The following is a 15,091-nucleotide window of genomic DNA, read 5'->3' on the forward strand; positions in this document are numbered from 1 at the left end:
ATCCATGAAAGCACTACACGTCATTGATTCCCACACCGGCGGTGAACCCACGCGTCTGGTGATGACAGGCTTCCCCGATTTGCCCGGCACCACCATGGTCGAAAAACGCGATGCCTTGCGCGATCAGCATGACGCCTGGCGCCGCGCCTGCCTGCTGGAGCCCCGTGGCAACGATGTACTGGTCGGCGCGCTGTATTGCGAGGCGGTCTCGCCGGACGCCACGTGCGGGGTGATTTTCTTCAACAACGCCGGGTATCTGGGCATGTGTGGCCACGGCACCATCGGCCTGATCAATTCGTTGCAGTACCTGGGAAAAATCCAACCGGGCGAGCACAAGATCGACACGCCAGTCGGCCTGGTCAGCGCCACATTGCATGAGGATGGCACCGTCACCCTGGGCAACGTCCCCGCTTATCGCCACCGCAAACAAGTGCCGGTGGACGTACCGGGATTCGGTCAGGTATTGGGCGACATCGCCTATGGCGGCAACTGGTTTTTCCTCGTCTCCGAGCACGGCCAGACGCTGACGATGGACAACGTCGAACACCTCACCGCTTACACCTGGGCGATGCTCAAGGCCCTTGAAGACCAAGGCATCTACGGCGAGGACGGTGCCGTCATCGATCACGTCGAACTGTTCGCCGATGACGATCAGGCCGACAGCCGCAACTTCGTCATGTGCCCCGGCAAAGCCTACGACCGCTCGCCGTGCGGCACCGGCACCAGCGCCAAACTCGCCTGCCTCGCCGCCGACGACAAGCTGCAACCCGGCGCCACCTGGGTGCAGGCGAGCATCACTGGCAGCCAGTTCGAAGGCCGCTTCGAATGGCAAGGCGAACGCATTCGCCCGTACATCACCGGCCGCGCCTGGATGACCGCCGACAGCACCTTGCTGATCGACGAAGCAGACCCGTTCGCGTGGGGCATCTGAGCCACCGCGCGGGCTTTTCACCTCAATTTGAATGATGTGCCAAGGAGTTAAAACAATGAGCGACAACATCTTCACCGGTTGCATGCCGGCCCTGATGACCCCGTGCACCGCCCAGCGCAAACCGGACTTCGACGCCTTGGTGGCCAAGGGTCGCGAACTGATCGATATCGGCATGAGCGCCGTGGTTTATTGCGGCTCGATGGGCGACTGGCCGCTGCTGACCGAGGCCGAGCGCCAGGAAGGCGTGGCGCGTCTGGTCGCTGCCGGGATTCCCACCATTGTCGGCACCGGCGCGGTGAATTCCCGCGAAGCGGTTTCCCACGCAGCCCACGCGGCGAAAGTTGGCGCGCAGGGTTTGATGGTGATTCCCCGCGTGCTGTCCCGTGGCGCTTCGGTCACTGCGCAAAAGGCCCATTTCGCAGCGATTCTGCAAGCGGCGCCGAACCTGCCGGCGGTGATCTACAACAGCCCCTACTACGGCTTCGCCACCCGCGCCGATCTGTTCTTTGAACTGCGCCGCGAGTACCCGAACCTGATCGGCTTCAAGGAATTCGGCGGTGGCGCCGACCTGCGTTACGCCGCCGAAAACATCACCTCCAAGGACGATGACGTAACCTTGATGGTCGGTGTCGACACGCAAGTGGTGCACGGTTTCGTCAACTGCAACGCCACCGGCGCCATCACCGGTATCGGCAACGCACTGCCCCGCGAGGTGCTGCAACTGGTGGCGCTGAGCAAGCAAGCGGCCAAGGGGGACGCCAAGGCCCGTCGTCAGGCGCGGGAGCTGGAAGCGGCACTGGCGGTATTGTCGTCGTTCGATGAAGGCTGCGATCTGGTGCTGTATTACAAGCATTTGATGGTGCTCAACGGCGACAAGGAATACACCCTGCACTTCAACGAAACCGATGCGTTGAGCGACTCGCAGCGGCGTTATGCCGAGAAGCAGTATTCGCTGTTCCGTCACTGGTACGAGAACTGGTCGGCGGAACAGAACTTCAGCTGATCAACGCCCCCTCACCTGCCGCGATGCGTTGTGCTACGCGGCAGGCATTTGCCTTTTTTATCAGGAAGACACCATGACTCTGACGGGCCACATGCTGATCGGACAGCACTCGGTTGCGGGCAATCGCGCCGCCATTCGCGGGATCAATCCGGCCACCGATGAAGCGCTGCCACCGGCGTATGCCGGTGGATCGGCCGAGCATGTCGAACAGGCTTGTGCGCTGGCATCGGCAGCGTTCGATGTTTATCGCGAGACAAGCCTGAATGTCCGCGCCGGATTTATTGAAAGCATTGCTGAGGAGATCGAAGCCCTCGGCGATGAACTGATCGACCGGGCTCACGCGGAAACCGGCCTGCCGCGACCTCGCCTACTGGGTGAACGCGGGCGTACTTGTCAGCAATTAAGAATGTTCGCCCGCACGGTGCGAGCCGGTGAATGGCTGGATGTGCGCGTCGATAGCGCGCTGCCGCACCGTCAACCGCTGCCGCGCTCCGATCTGCGTCAACGGCAGATTGCGCTGGGGCCGGTCGCGGTGTTTGGCGCGAGTAACTTCCCGCTGGCATTTTCCGTGGCCGGCGGTGACACCGCGTCGGCATTGGCCGCCGGTTGCCCGGTGATCGTCAAGGCGCACAGTGCGCATCCCGGTACCAGCGAGCTGGTCGGCCGCGCAGTGGCGCGGGCAGTGAACGCCTGTGGCCTGCCGCAAGGCGTGTTCTCGTTGCTGTACGGCTCCGGGCACGAAGTGGGCATCGCGCTGGTCACCGATCCACGGATCAAAGCGGTGGGTTTCACCGGCTCGCGCAGCGGTGGTCTGGCGCTGATTCAAGCGGCGCAGGCCAGATCCGAACCGATTCCGGTGTATGCGGAAATGAGTTCGATCAACCCGGTGCTGCTGTTTCCGGCAGCGTTGGAAAGTCGCACGCAGGCGTTGGCCGAAGGTTTTGTGGCTTCGCTGACACTGGGTGCGGGTCAGTTTTGCACCAATCCGGGCTTGGTCATTGCCTTGAAAGGACCGGCACTGGACAGGTTTATCGCCGCCACCGCCGAGATCATTCAACGCAGCCCGGCGCAGACGATGCTGACGCCGGGCATCTTCAACGCTTATGAATCTGCCGTGAATGCACTGGCCGAAAGTGCCGATACGCGCATCGCTGGCGTTGGCCAGCCCGGCAGCGGCCCGAACCAATGTCAGGCCCACGTGTTCGTGACGGATGCTGTCGACTTTCTTGCCGATCAGCGCCTGCAAGCCGAAGCGTTCGGTGCGGCTACACTGATCGTGCAATGCAGCTGTGAAGCTGAAATCCGCCAGGTCACCGAGCATCTGGAAGGCCAGCTGACCGCCACTTTGCACCTGGATAACCCGGACATCGAACAGGCACGCGCACTGCTACCGACGCTGGAGCGCAAGGCCGGTCGCTTGCTGGTCAACGGCTGGCCCACCGGGGTTGAAGTGAGTGACGCAATGGTTCACGGCGGGCCGTTCCCGGCCACGTCCGACTCGCACACAACATCCGTGGGTACAGCGGCGATCCTGCGTTTCCTGCGCCCGGTCTGCTATCAGGACTTCCCGGACAGCTTGTTGCCGACCGCACTGAAACAAGCCAATCCCCTGCAATTGCGACGTCTGCTCGATGGCCACAGGGAAGCGCAGCGCCATGGCGAATAACATCTCCCATGACATCGCCGTGGTCGGCGCCGGCATCATCGGCGTCGCCTGCGCACTGCGTCTGGCTCGCCAAGGGTTGCGCGTAGTCGTGATCGATCAGCAGCAACCCGGCCACGGCGCCTCGTTCGGCAACGCCGGGCATCTGGCGACCGAGCAGGTGTTTCCGATTGCCGACGCGTCCATCCTCAAGCGCCTGCCGGCCATGCTGATGGACCCGATGGGGCCGTTGCGGCTGGACTGGAAATACCTGCCGCGCGCCCTGCCGTGGTTCACCCGGCTGCTGTTGAATCTGCGTTCGGCGCCTTTTCAGAACACCGTGGCAGGCTTGCGCGCGCTCAATGAAAGCAGTCTGCAGGCTTGGCAGCGCTTGCTCGCCGACATCCAGCGGCCGGACTTGCTGAAGATCGATGGCTCGTTGCTGGTGTTCGAACGGCCCGAATCGCGTCAGGCGATCCAGGCATTACAGGGCCGATTGCACCAGCAGCAGGTGCCGGCCGATTACTGGCAGGCCGGCGCCATACGCGAAACCGCGCCGCAACTCAGCGAACAGATTCAGGGCGGTTTGTTCTTCCCGCGCACCGGGCACTTTATCGATCCCTATGGCGTGGTGTGTGAACTGGTGGAAGCGGCCAAGGCCAGTGGCGTGAGCTTTGTCCAGCAACAGGTTCAGGGCGGCCATGTGCAGGAGCACGGTGTTGCGCTGAGCACCGGCAATGGTGGTCTGACTGCACGCCGCGTGCTGATCGCCTGCGGCGCACACTCGGCGAAACTCACCGCCGCCCTCACCGGCAAAAAAGTACCGCTGGACACCGAGCGCGGTTATCACCTGATGCTGCCACAGGAACACGACCGCCTGCCCTTCCCCGTGACCTCGCTGGAGCGCAAGTTCATCATGACGCCGATGTCCGAGGGGTTGCGCCTGGCCGGCACCGTCGAGTTCGCCGGGCTGGAAAAGCCAGCGAGCATGGAACGCGCGTGGCAGTTGCATCGGTTGAGTCAGGGCTTGTTTCGCAAAGAGCTGAGCGCTGAAGCGGCGACGCCGTGGATGGGTTTTCGACCGTCGCTGCCAGATTCGTTGCCGGTGATTGATCAGGTCTGCGAGGGCAAGGTGTTGCTTGCTTTTGGGCATCAGCATCTGGGGCTGACGCAGGCGGCGGTGACGGCGGAGATGGTGGTGCGGATGGCGGGCGCCGGCACAAGCCCGACAACGGTTTTGCCGAGTGACACCCCTTACAGACTGGCGCGTTTCTGACGAGCACTGATCAGCAAAACCGGCGGTGAGCGTGCGTAGCGGCGCTGCCACCGTCTTTTCTAAACATCACTGGTGCCTGATAGGAATAGGCAATCCTCCAAGACAAACCGGCATGGGTTCCTGGTTTATCCATCGTTACCATGGTTCCACACCTGACCATGGGAGCTCGACATGACACACGCTAAAACCTTGTTCATCACCGGCGTCAGCAGCGGTTTCGGCCATGCGCTGGCCAAGGAAGCTATCGTCACAGGCCATCGTGTCATCGGCACCGTACGCAGTGAAGCGGACCTGCATAGGTTCCAGGCGCTGTCCCCGGATAACGCTTGCGGAGTCATTCTGGACGTCACCGATTTCGAGCGGATCGACAGCGTCGTTGCGCAAATCGAAGCCACTCACGGCCCGGTCGATGTGTTGATCAACAACGCCGGTTATGGTCACGAAGGCGTCTTCGAAGAATCACCCTTGCAGGAGATGCGTCGTCAGTTCGACGTCAATGTGTTCGGTGCGGTGGCAGTGATCAAAGCGTTCCTGCCCTTCTTCCGCCAGCGCCGTGCGGGGCACATCCTCAATATCACTTCCATGGGCGGCACCATCACCATGCCGGGCATCGCCTATTACTGCGGCAGCAAATTTGCGCTCGAAGGGATCTCCGATACCCTGAGCAAGGAACTGCGGCCGTTCAACATCTTCGTCACCGCCGTCGCACCGGGTTCGTTCCGCACGGATTGGGCGGGTCGTTCGATGCAGCGTACCGCTCGCAGCATTGCCGACTACGACGCCAGTTTTGACCCGATCCGCAAAGCGCGAGAGGAGAAAAGCGGCAAGCAACTCGGCGACCCGCAAAAGGCTGCCCGAGCGATGCTGCAGATCATCGCCAGCCCGATACCGCCGGCCCATCTGCTATTGGGCAGTGATGCCTTGCGTCTGGTCCGTGACAAACTGCAGAGTGCGGCCAGTGAGATTGCTCAATGGGAAGCGCTGAGCCGGTCCACCGATCATTGAGAGAGGATGTGATGACGCAGGTCGACGCAAGCACGGCGCGCATGGTGCAGCTCATGAAAGCCCTCGCACCCGTCGAAGGCTACAATCTCAGCGCCCTCGACGGCGTGCGTTTCCTGCGTTCCAATCGCCCCCTGACACGCACCCCGGTGCTGTATGACCCCGGTATCGTGATTCTTTGCCAGGGCCGCAAACGCGGCTATCTGGGTGAGGACACCTACGTCTATGACGCTCAGCATTATCTGGTGGTCTCGGTGCCGATCCCCTTCACCATGGAGACCGACGCCACCGAGTCCGAGCCGATGCTGGCGATCTACATGCACCTCGACTTTCAGTTGGCCAGCGAGTTGATGCTGCAAGTGGATGATGTGCATGGCCCAAGCGATGCTCCGCCCCGAGGCATGTACGCATCGCCCATGGATGATTCGCTGCGCGCAACGACCCTGCGCTTTCTGCAGGCCATGAGCGTTGCCGGCGAAGCGCAAATCCTCGGACCGTCGCTGCTGCGGGAAATCTACTACCGCATCCTCACCGGTGAACAAGGTGGCTCCATGCGCGCCGCGCTCAACCGTCAGGGGCATTTCGGCAAAGTCACTCGCGCGATTCGCAAGATCCACAGCTGTTATCAGCAGCGACTCGACGTCGAGCAACTGGCCCGTGAAGCCCGCATGAGTGTGCCGAATTTCCACCTGCATTTTCGCAGCGTGACTGACACCTCGCCCATGCAATACCTGAAGTCAACGCGGCTGCATCAGGCGCGCCTGTTGATGTTGCGCCAGACCATGACGGCGTCAGCAGCAGCCTTCAGCGTCGGCTACGAAAGTGCTTCGCAATTCAGTCGTGAGTTCAAACGTTTCTTCGGCAGGACACCGCAGGCAGAGATTGAATGGATGAAGGCGACGTATGCGCTGCCATTACCGACCACGCCTTCCGAGTATGTTTCGTCGCATTAACGGACAGGCCACAAACGAAAAAGCCTGCTTTTCAGGGCAGGCTTTTTTCGTTTTGTGTAGCAGTGAGCGCTGGAGGTGCACTAGTCGAAAAACGCCTCAACCAACACCCGACTCCCGACAAAAAAACTGTCCGCCACCAAGCGCAACGGCTGCACATCCAGGTCACTGGCCTTGTCGCCAATCAACTGCTGAAAATGCCGATACACCGCCGCGTACTCGCCCTCCTCCGACACAGCCTGGCGCACACCGTCAATGCTCAACACCGCACCGCCGTTATCCAGGCGCAACACGCCTTCAGCGCAACGAACCTCGACACTCCACAGCTCATCGTGCCCATGGTCAAAATCAAACTCCGCGCGCACATCGAGGCGGCGGGCGTCAGACATGTTGATCGACGCGGCAATCGGCGACTGGCAGTTGCTCGGTACGCGCAGTTCAGCCGATTCGACAAACAGCGGCAACTTGAGCAAATGAGTGACGATCGACAAGGCATTGATGCCCGGATCGAACACGCCGAGGCCGCCGGGTTGCCAGATCCAGGTCTGGCCGGGATGCCATTTGCGCACGTCTTCTTTCCAGTCGATCTGCACGCTTTGCAGCGTGCGCGAGGCGAGCCAGTCGCGGGCAGCCTCGATACCGGGCGCATAGCGTGAATGCCAGGCAAACAAGGCACTGACGCCCTGCCCGGCAGCCTGATCGACCAGCGCCATTGCCTCGCCCAACGTCGCGCACGGCGGCTTTTCGACCAGCACGTGCTTACCGGCGGCCAAGGCTTGCTGCACCAGCGCAAAGCGCCCTTGCGGTGGTGTGCAGAAAGCGATCGCGTCCACCGGCGGGCCGTTTTCCAGCAACTCAGTCAACGATTGGAAGTTCTCCACGCCCGCGCAGGGTTTGCCCTGGGTGGCGACGGAGACCAAGTGGAATGCGGGATTGGCGTTGATCGCCGGGACGTGTTGATCCTGGGCAATCTTGCCGTAGCCCACCAGACCGAGACGGATTGGTTGCATCAATGACTCCTGTTTTGATTTTGTTGTCGTCAGTGAACCGGGAGATTACCTGCAATCGCCGCAAGCGTCTGTCCGCGCAATGTCACAACGACGCACAGGATCAGGCAAGGATTGCACAGGATTGCACTACTGCCCGGGCAGGCAAAACCGAAAGAATGGCCCCACGACAAACCGATTGAGGATGTTTCCATGCTTGTTCAAGCCTACGGCGCCCACGCTGGCGACAAACCCCTTGAGCCGATGCAGATCAACCGCCGTACCCCGGCCGCCCATGATGTGCAGATCGATATCGCGTTCTGTGGCATTTGCCATTCCGACCTGCACCAGGTGCGCGCCGAATGGGCCGGCACGCAATTCCCTTGCGTACCGGGACACGAAATCGTCGGTCGCGTTTCAGCCGTCGGCGCCCATGTTTCGGACTACAAGGTCGGTGATCTGGTCGGTGTCGGTTGCATTGTCGACAGCTGCAAACATTGCGATGACTGCGAAAGTGGTCTGGAAAACTACTGCGACGGCATGATCGGCACCTATAACTTCCCGACCCCGGATGCACCGGGCTGGACGCTGGGCGGCTATTCGCAAAACATCGTCGTGCATGAACGCTACGTGCTGCGCATCCGTCATCCCGAAGCGCAACTGGCCGCCGTCGCACCGCTGCTGTGTGCCGGCATCACCACTTACTCGCCGCTGCGCCACTGGAACGCCGGCCCTGGCAAGAAAGTCGGCGTGGTCGGCATCGGTGGCCTCGGCCACATGGGCATCAAACTGGCCCACGCCCTGGGCGCTCACGTTGTGGCGTTCACCACCTCGGAATCCAAACGCGAAGCGGCCAAGGCGCTGGGTGCCGATGAAGTGGTGGTGTCGCGCAATGCCGAAGAAATGGCCGCACACGCCAAAAGTTTCGACTTGATCCTCAACACCGTCGCCGCGCCGCACGATCTCGACGCCTTTCTGGTGCTGCTCAAGCGTGATGGTGCGTTGACGCTGGTCGGCGCACCGGCCACCTCGCATCCGTCGCCAAACGTGTTCAACCTGATCATGAAGCGTCGCACGATTGCCGGCTCGATGATCGGTGGCATTGCCGAAACTCAGGAAATGCTCGACTTCTGCGCCGAGTACGGCATCGTCTCCGACATCGAACTGATCCGCGCCGACCAGATCAACGACGCCTACGAGCGCATGCTCCAGGGCGATGTGAAATATCGTTTCGTGATCGACAACGCGACGTTGGCGGGCTGAGCGTAAACGCCCATTGACTGCTCAGCGCAGTCAATGGGCTGTTGAATTCTGTCGCCGGGATTTGACAGGCCCGGCGTTGCTCGCCAGAGTCGCACCCCTTTGCCTGCCATCGGGCCGCAGGATTGTGCTGAACAGGGGTTGCCGTTGAACGAACATTCATTGTCCATGCGCCTTGAGCGCGTGGCTGCCCACGTGCCGGCCGGTGCACGGCTGGCCGATATCGGCTCGGACCACGGCTATCTGCCGGTGGCGCTGATGCGTCGTGGTTTGATCACTGCGGCGGTGGCTGGCGAGGTTGCGGCGACGCCGTTCCACGCCGCTGAACGCACTGTGCGCGAAAACGATTTGCAGCAGCACATCTGTGTGCGCAGGGCCGATGGTCTGGCAGCAATCAAACCTGACGACGGCATCACCGCCATCACGATCTGCGGCATGGGCGGCGAAACCATCCGCGACATCCTCGACAGCGGCAAGGCCCACCTCAGTGGCGAGGAACGCCTGATCCTGCAACCCAATGGCGGCGAACAACCGCTGCGCCAATGGCTGATGGACAATGGCTACCGCATCCTCAGCGAAGAACTGCTGCTGGAAAATCGCTTCCACTACGAAATCATCGTGGCCGAAAGCGCTGAACCGCTGATCTATACCGACCAGGAGCTGTACTTCGGCCCCTTGCAGATGCAGGCCCGCAGCCCCGAGTTTCTGCGCAAATGGCAGCACAAACTTCACCATAAGCAGAAGACGCTGAGCCAACTCGCCCATGCGCAACAAAGCCTGCCAGAGCAAAAGCTGCAAGACCTCAAACAACAGACACGCTGGATCACCGAGCTGCTGGCCTGAGCGCCAGCGTTTCGCACTGAGATAGCGCGTGCACAGGATGACTGCTCGCGCGCCCTCATTTGATACACCACATCACAAATGATGTACCTCAAGCCCCATTTATCAATTCCCGCCCGCCTCTTAAAGTCCTCTCCAACAGCCGCCCATCACTTCGACGGGCCAGCGACTGGAGATACCCCAAATGCCTTTCATCAGCGTACGCATCACCCGTGACGGCGTGACCCGGGAACAGAAAGCCCAGGTCATCAAAGAGATCACCGAAACGATGGAACGGGTGCTGCACAAAGACCCGAAACTCACCCATATCGTGATCGAAGAAGTCGACACCGATAACTGGGGTTATGCCGGCATCACCACCACCGAATATCGCCAGCAGTTGGCGGATTCGCAGTCATGAGCCGGGCAGTAAAAATCGATTTCGTGTCGGATGTCGTTTGCCCCTGGTGCGCGCTGGGCGTCACGGCTCTGGAGCAAGCGATCAAGAATCTGGCGGGCGAAGTCGCCGTCGAGTTGACTTACAAACCGTTCGAATTGAATCCGGACATGCCTGCCGAAGGTGAGCACGCCATTGAGCACATGATGCGCAAATACGGGCGCAGCGCTGAGCAGGTGGCGGATCGCAACGCGATGATCATCGAGCGCGGTGAGCAGATCGGCTTTCACTTCGACCTGGAAAAACGCAGCCATTTCCACAACACCTTCGATGCCCACCGACTGCTGTTCTGGGCCGCCACACAAGGACGTCAGCGCGAGTTGAAGCAAGCCTTGCTCAAGGCCTACTTCACTGACGGCATGAACCCGAATGACCACGCCACGCTGGTGACACTGGCAGAAGCAGTCGGGCTCGATGGCCCGCGTGCGCAAGAGGTTCTGGCCAACGCTGAGTTCGGCCAGGCCGTGCGCGAACTTGAACGGTTTTACCAGCAACGCGGCATCGATTCGGTTCCGGCCATGGTTCTCGATGACAAACAGGTCATCCCCGGTTCCCAGTCCGTCGCTTATTACGAGCAAGCGTTACGTCAGGCAGCGCAGGTTCCAACTTACGCCTGAATACTCGAAAGCCGTTTTTCAACCATCCAGATTGCATGAGGAAACATCATGAGCACGTCCAACAAAGTTGTAGTGATTACCGGCGCCTCGCAGGGCATTGGCGCAGGCCTGGTCAAGGGATTCCGTGAGCGCGGCTATCAGGTGGTCGCGACCTCGCGCTCGATCAAACCGTCCACCGACCCGGACATTCTCGCCGTCGCCGGTGACATCGCCGACCCGCAGACCGCCGTGCGGGTGATTCGCGAAGCCGTTGCACGTTTCGGGCGCATCGATACGCTGGTGAACAACGCCGGGATCTTCGTCGCTAAACCCTTCACCGAATACAGCAAAGAAGACTACGCACAGGTCGTGGCGACCAACATGAGCGGCTTCTTCCACATCTCGCAATTGGCCATTGCCGAAATGGAGAAAAACGCCAGTGGCCACATCGTCAGCGTCACCACCAGTCTGGTCGATCATGCGATTGATGGCGTGCCGTCGGTGCTCGCATCACTGACCAAGGGTGGCATCAACGCGGCGACCAAATCCCTGGCCATCGAGTACGCCAAGCGTGGCATTCGGGTCAATGCAGTATCGCCGGGCATCATCAAAACGCCGATGCACGGTGAAGAAACTCACGCCGCCCTCGGTAGCCTGCACCCGGTCGGGCATATGGGTGAGATCGATGACATCGTGCAAGCGATCCTCTACCTGGACGGCGCGAACTTCGTGACCGGCGAAATCCTCCATGTCGACGGTGGTCAGAGCGCTGGCCATTGATATCTCCCCGCTGCATCGTCGGTATGTACCGGCGATGCCGCTTCATGAGATAAGCCAGAAGATGAACCGACAGTTGATCCTCAGGCTTATCCCATGAAGCGTCACTTTGAAGACTTGCAGTTGGGCAGTATCGAACTCTTTTGCCTCGCCGCTGAAGCCGGCAGTTTCACCGCCGCCGCCCAGCTTGCAGGCGTTACGCCGGCAGCCGTGAGTCGGTCGATTCTGCGGCTCGAAAAACGTTTGGGTTCTCGTTTGTTTGCCCGAACCACGCGCAGTATTCGGCTGACCGAGGCCGGCAGAAACTTTTTCGTCCAGTGCAGCCAGGCGCTGACGCAACTGGTCGAAGCGCAACAAGAAGTCATGGGCGCGCAGACGTCACCGTCCGGTCAGTTACGCATCAGCCTCCCCACCACCTACGGACATCACCGCATCCTGCCGCTGCTGCCGACATTTCGCGCGCTCTATCCTGACGTCACGGTCGATATCCACTTGGGTAACCGCAATATCGACTTCGTCGGCGAAGGCTACGATCTGGCGATCCGCGTCCGCGCGCAACCGGATTCGACCATGGTCGCGCGGCTGCTGGAGGATGCAAAACTGGTGGTGGTCGCCTCCCCCGAGTATCTGAAAAAGGCTGGCACACCGAAGACGCTGGAAGATCTGGTGCAGCACGAGTGCATTCAGTTCGAACTGCCGAGCAGCGGGCGGCGGATTTCCTGGCTATTCCAGGAAAATGGCCACGCTCGTGAAGTATTTTCCGACGGCGGTTACTCCTGTTCCGATGACGTGCTCGGCGGCGTCACCCTGGCCAAACATGGTGCCGGGGTCTTTCAAACCTACAGGTTCATCGTCGAAAAAGAGCTGGCCGATGGTAGCCTCGTCGAGATTCTCCAGCCGTATGCCGGCCGCTCGCGTCCCTACACGTTGTTGTATCCACACGGCCGGTATGTGCCGCAACGGGTACGGGCGTTTGTTGATTTTCTGTTGCAGTTTCGTGATGAGTGGGCCGGTTAACGCTGATTAAATCGGCGCAACACAAATGATAAAAGCCTGCTTTTCAGGGCAGGCTTTCGTTTGGCGAATGCAGCTTACTTCTGCTGAGCCGTCAGCGCCGAGTAGCTGTTCATCAGGTTGCGGTAGTTGGGGATTCGCTGCGACAGCAAGTTACCCAGCCCTTCAATGTCGTTGCGCCAGTCGCGGTGCAGCTCACACGCCACCGAGAACCAGTTCATCATCTGTGCGCCGGCCTGGGTCATGCGGCTCCACGCAGCTTGTTGCACGGTGGTGTTGAAGGTGCCGGAAGCATCGGTCACCACAAACACATCAAACCCTTCTGCCAGCGCCGACAAGGTCGGGAACGCTACGCAGACATCCGTCACTACACCGGCAATGATGATCTGCTTGCGGCCGGTGGCTTTGATCGCCTTCACAAAATCTTCGTTGTCCCAGGCGTTGATCTGACCTGGGCGAGCAATGTACGGCGCGTCCGGGAACATCTCTTTCAACTCTGGTACCAGCGGGCCGTTCGGGCCTTGTTCGAAACTGGTGGTGAGGATGGTCGGCAGTTCGAAGAACTTGGCCAGATCGGCCAGGGCCAGCACGTTGTTCTTGAATTCGTTGGGCGAGAAGTCCTGTACCAGAGAAATCAGACCGGTCTGGTGATCAACCAGCAGCACAATGGCGTCGTCTTTGTTCAGGCGGTTGTAGGTTGGAGTGGTCATGGGCGTGCGTCCCTTTTCAATGTTGGATTTGTTGTTGCGTTCAAGTTGGGTACAGATTACTGACGCATTGAAAAGGGATAAATCGGTTGGAATGTGTTTCACCGTCCACTCAAACAGGACAATAAACCTTCATTGCCATGGACACTGCAACGCCTCAAACGCGCAAAAGGTGCTGGGTCATCGCCATCGAAGTTTCCAGGGATTGCCCGGTGCGCTGCAATTTATTCAGCAAACTGGCGCCCAGCCACAACTGATACAGGGTTTCCGCCAGATGCCGGGCGTTGCCCTGGGGCAGGCAGTTTTCGGCTTGGCCCTGCTCGATACACAGGGCAATGCGCGCCACCACTTGCTCGGCACCATCACGCAAGGTAAGGCGCATTGACTCCGACAGGTCGGCGACTTCGGCACTGAGTTTCACCACCAGACACTCGTCGCCGTGGCCTTCGAGGGTGCAACGGTTCTGCCAGCCCTGCCAGTAATCCATCAAGCGCTCATAGGCGCTGAGCCCCGGCAGCGTCAGGCGTCGCTCCATGTCGGCGAGGTAGCCGACGAAGTAATCCGCGAGCAGCGCCTGGCCGTACAACTCTTTGGATTTGAAGTAGTGATAGAACGAACCCTTGGGCACACCGGCGGTTTGCAGGATTTCGTTGAGGCCGACACTGGTGAAGCCTTTCTCGGCCATCATCCGGTGGCCGGTGTCGAGCAAGTGTTGGCGGGTGTCGTCGTAGGTCGGTTTCATGGGGCGCACATTACCAGGCAATAGACCAGTCGTATATTTGGAGGAACGGAAGTTTGCCATACCTGTCGATGAAAAACCGCAGGATAAAAAATTACTAGACGACTGGTCTAATTGGAATCTATGCTGCGCCCCGACAAACGTTTTTTGACCGGTGTGGCCGATGTGCGAATCCTTCGCCCCATCGAAGACACCCGACCCATACAAGGTGCTCCATGAAAATCCTGATGGTTCTGACTTCCCACGATCAACTCGGTAACACCGGCAAAAAAACCGGCTTCTGGCTGGAAGAGTTCGCCGCGCCCTACTACGCCTTCAAGGACGCCGGCGCCGACGTCACTCTGGTTTCCCCGGCTGGCGGCCAGCCGCCACTCGACCCGAAAAGCGATGAGCCTGATGCTCAAACCGCCGAGACCGATCGCTTCCGTCAGGATCCGGCGGCACAACAGGCACTGGCCAACACCGGTCGTTTGGCCGACGTCAGCGCTGAAGGTTTCGATGCCGTGTTTTATCCGGGTGGCCACGGCCCGCTGTGGGATCTGGCCGAAGACAAGCACTCGATCGCGTTGATCGAAGCGTTCGACCGCGCCAACAAACCCCACGGTTTTGTCTGCCATGCACCTGGCGTATTGCGCCATGTCCTCACCGCTGACAGCAAACCGTTGGTACAGCATCGCGAAGTCACCGGTTTCACCAATTCCGAAGAAGCCGCTGTCGGCCTGACGGACGTGGTGCCGTTCCTGATCGAGGACGAATTCCAGCGTCTCGGCGGTTATTACTCGAAAGTCGCTGACTGGCAGGTGCATGTGGTCGCCGACGGCCAACTGGTCACGGGCCAGAACCCGGCCAGCTCCGCCGCCGTCGCCGAAAAACTGCTGAAGATGCTCGGCTAAACCCTCGCACAACCTTTCCAAACGCCGGGTGCGTCTTGC

16 protein-coding genes are annotated in these 15,091 nt (G+C 60.2%); 13 read left to right on the forward strand and 3 right to left on the reverse strand.

Features of this window, described 5'->3' with window-relative positions; translation table 11 throughout:
• The first annotated feature begins 4 nt into the window (after positions 1 to 4).
• The 6 genes from P3G59_RS16925 to P3G59_RS16950 all read left to right on the forward strand — a co-directional run bounded on the left by P3G59_RS16925 (position 5) and on the right by P3G59_RS16950 (position 6,807).
• Complete coding sequence (locus tag P3G59_RS16925; protein ID WP_277758179.1) at positions 5 to 931, forward strand: 4-hydroxyproline epimerase; 927 nt, start codon at positions 5 to 7, stop codon at positions 929 to 931.
• Positions 932 to 986: 55 nt separating this feature from the next.
• Positions 987 to 1,934 (forward strand): dihydrodipicolinate synthase family protein, encoded by a 948-nt coding sequence (locus P3G59_RS16930; RefSeq protein ID WP_277758180.1) that lies wholly within the window; start codon positions 987 to 989, stop codon positions 1,932 to 1,934.
• A gap of 73 nt (positions 1,935 to 2,007) precedes the next feature.
• The gene (locus P3G59_RS16935) at positions 2,008 to 3,600 is read left to right on the forward strand and encodes an aldehyde dehydrogenase (NADP(+)) (protein WP_277758181.1); all 1,593 of its coding nucleotides are present in this window, start codon (positions 2,008 to 2,010) and stop codon (positions 3,598 to 3,600) included.
• Positions 3,590 to 4,852 carry an FAD-dependent oxidoreductase gene (locus P3G59_RS16940; RefSeq protein ID WP_277758182.1) on the forward strand — a complete coding sequence of 421 codons (1,263 nt, stop codon included), beginning with the start codon at positions 3,590 to 3,592 and terminating at the stop codon, positions 4,850 to 4,852. Before P3G59_RS16935 ends, P3G59_RS16940 begins: the two co-directional genes overlap by 11 nt.
• A 171-nt stretch (positions 4,853 to 5,023) precedes the next feature.
• Complete coding sequence (locus P3G59_RS16945) at positions 5,024 to 5,857, forward strand: oxidoreductase (protein ID WP_277758183.1); 834 nt, start codon at positions 5,024 to 5,026, stop codon at positions 5,855 to 5,857.
• A gap of 11 nt (positions 5,858 to 5,868) precedes the next feature.
• A complete protein-coding gene (locus P3G59_RS16950; RefSeq protein WP_277758184.1) occupies positions 5,869 to 6,807 on the forward strand; it encodes an AraC family transcriptional regulator in 939 nt (312 codons plus the stop codon).
• 80 nt (positions 6,808 to 6,887) lie between these two features.
• Here the strand turns inward: P3G59_RS16950 and P3G59_RS16955 are convergent, their stop codons facing one another.
• Entirely contained in the window at positions 6,888 to 7,814 is a 927-nt protein-coding gene (locus P3G59_RS16955; RefSeq protein ID WP_277758185.1) for a Gfo/Idh/MocA family oxidoreductase, read from the reverse strand.
• A gap of 189 nt (positions 7,815 to 8,003) precedes the next feature.
• Between P3G59_RS16955 and P3G59_RS16960 the strand changes: the two genes are divergently transcribed.
• The 6 genes from P3G59_RS16960 (at position 8,004) to P3G59_RS16985 (ending at position 12,716) form a co-directional block, all read left to right on the forward strand.
• Positions 8,004 to 9,053 (forward strand): NAD(P)-dependent alcohol dehydrogenase, encoded by a 1,050-nt coding sequence (locus P3G59_RS16960; protein ID WP_277758186.1) that lies wholly within the window; start codon positions 8,004 to 8,006, stop codon positions 9,051 to 9,053.
• Between the two features lie 144 nt (positions 9,054 to 9,197).
• Positions 9,198 to 9,893, forward strand: coding sequence for a tRNA (adenine(22)-N(1))-methyltransferase TrmK (locus tag P3G59_RS16965; protein WP_347276965.1), 696 nt, complete (start codon positions 9,198 to 9,200; stop codon positions 9,891 to 9,893).
• A 181-nt stretch (positions 9,894 to 10,074) separates the two neighbouring features.
• Complete coding sequence (locus P3G59_RS16970; protein ID WP_007916028.1) at positions 10,075 to 10,290, forward strand: 4-oxalocrotonate tautomerase family protein; 216 nt, start codon at positions 10,075 to 10,077, stop codon at positions 10,288 to 10,290.
• On the forward strand, positions 10,287 to 10,943 hold the full coding sequence (locus tag P3G59_RS16975) for a DsbA family oxidoreductase (RefSeq protein ID WP_277758187.1): 657 nt from the start codon (positions 10,287 to 10,289) through the stop codon (positions 10,941 to 10,943). Before P3G59_RS16970 ends, P3G59_RS16975 begins: the two co-directional genes overlap by 4 nt.
• A 48-nt stretch (positions 10,944 to 10,991) precedes the next feature.
• On the forward strand, positions 10,992 to 11,702 hold the full coding sequence (locus P3G59_RS16980; protein ID WP_277758188.1) for an SDR family NAD(P)-dependent oxidoreductase: 711 nt from the start codon (positions 10,992 to 10,994) through the stop codon (positions 11,700 to 11,702).
• Positions 11,703 to 11,795: 93 nt separating this feature from the next.
• Positions 11,796 to 12,716 carry a LysR family transcriptional regulator gene (locus P3G59_RS16985; protein WP_277758189.1) on the forward strand — a complete coding sequence of 307 codons (921 nt, stop codon included), beginning with the start codon at positions 11,796 to 11,798 and terminating at the stop codon, positions 12,714 to 12,716.
• Between the two features lie 74 nt (positions 12,717 to 12,790).
• Here P3G59_RS16985 and ycaC read toward each other — a convergent pair whose 3' ends face one another.
• The gene (gene ycaC / locus P3G59_RS16990; RefSeq protein ID WP_007916011.1) at positions 12,791 to 13,423 is read right to left on the reverse strand and encodes an isochorismate family cysteine hydrolase YcaC; all 633 of its coding nucleotides are present in this window, start codon (positions 13,421 to 13,423) and stop codon (positions 12,791 to 12,793) included.
• A 154-nt stretch (positions 13,424 to 13,577) separates the two neighbouring features.
• Positions 13,578 to 14,162, reverse strand: coding sequence for a TetR/AcrR family transcriptional regulator (locus tag P3G59_RS16995; protein WP_277758190.1), 585 nt, complete (start codon positions 14,160 to 14,162; stop codon positions 13,578 to 13,580).
• A 212-nt stretch (positions 14,163 to 14,374) separates the two neighbouring features.
• Between P3G59_RS16995 and P3G59_RS17000 the strand changes: the two genes are divergently transcribed.
• Positions 14,375 to 15,052 carry a type 1 glutamine amidotransferase domain-containing protein gene (locus tag P3G59_RS17000; protein ID WP_277758191.1) on the forward strand — a complete coding sequence of 226 codons (678 nt, stop codon included), beginning with the start codon at positions 14,375 to 14,377 and terminating at the stop codon, positions 15,050 to 15,052.
• Positions 15,053 to 15,091: the final 39 nt, after the last annotated feature.

The sequence above is a fragment of the Pseudomonas sp. A34-9 genome (assembly GCF_029543085.1).
Lineage (GTDB): Bacteria > Pseudomonadota > Gammaproteobacteria > Pseudomonadales > Pseudomonadaceae > Aquipseudomonas.

Bases quoted from the DNA above. Each gene is read 5' to 3' on its own strand.
- P3G59_RS16925 (WP_277758179.1), top strand. From the start codon at position 5: ATGAAAGCACTACACGTCATTGATTCCCACACCGGCGGTGAACCCACG.
- P3G59_RS16930 (WP_277758180.1), top strand. From the start codon at position 987: ATGAGCGACAACATCTTCACCGGTTGCATGCCGGCCCTGATGACCCCG.
- P3G59_RS16935 (WP_277758181.1), top strand. From the start codon at position 2,008: ATGACTCTGACGGGCCACATGCTGATCGGACAGCACTCGGTTGCGGGC.
- P3G59_RS16940 (WP_277758182.1), top strand. From the start codon at position 3,590: ATGGCGAATAACATCTCCCATGACATCGCCGTGGTCGGCGCCGGCATC.
- P3G59_RS16945 (WP_277758183.1), top strand. From the start codon at position 5,024: ATGACACACGCTAAAACCTTGTTCATCACCGGCGTCAGCAGCGGTTTC.
- P3G59_RS16950 (WP_277758184.1), top strand. From the start codon at position 5,869: ATGACGCAGGTCGACGCAAGCACGGCGCGCATGGTGCAGCTCATGAAA.
- P3G59_RS16955 (WP_277758185.1), bottom strand. From the start codon at position 7,814: ATGCAACCAATCCGTCTCGGTCTGGTGGGCTACGGCAAGATTGCCCAG.
- P3G59_RS16960 (WP_277758186.1), top strand. From the start codon at position 8,004: ATGCTTGTTCAAGCCTACGGCGCCCACGCTGGCGACAAACCCCTTGAG.
- P3G59_RS16970 (WP_007916028.1), top strand. From the start codon at position 10,075: ATGCCTTTCATCAGCGTACGCATCACCCGTGACGGCGTGACCCGGGAA.
- P3G59_RS16975 (WP_277758187.1), top strand. From the start codon at position 10,287: ATGAGCCGGGCAGTAAAAATCGATTTCGTGTCGGATGTCGTTTGCCCC.
- P3G59_RS16980 (WP_277758188.1), top strand. From the start codon at position 10,992: ATGAGCACGTCCAACAAAGTTGTAGTGATTACCGGCGCCTCGCAGGGC.
- P3G59_RS16985 (WP_277758189.1), top strand. From the start codon at position 11,796: ATGAAGCGTCACTTTGAAGACTTGCAGTTGGGCAGTATCGAACTCTTT.
- ycaC (WP_007916011.1), bottom strand. From the start codon at position 13,423: ATGACCACTCCAACCTACAACCGCCTGAACAAAGACGACGCCATTGTG.
- P3G59_RS16995 (WP_277758190.1), bottom strand. From the start codon at position 14,162: ATGAAACCGACCTACGACGACACCCGCCAACACTTGCTCGACACCGGC.
- P3G59_RS17000 (WP_277758191.1), top strand. From the start codon at position 14,375: ATGAAAATCCTGATGGTTCTGACTTCCCACGATCAACTCGGTAACACC.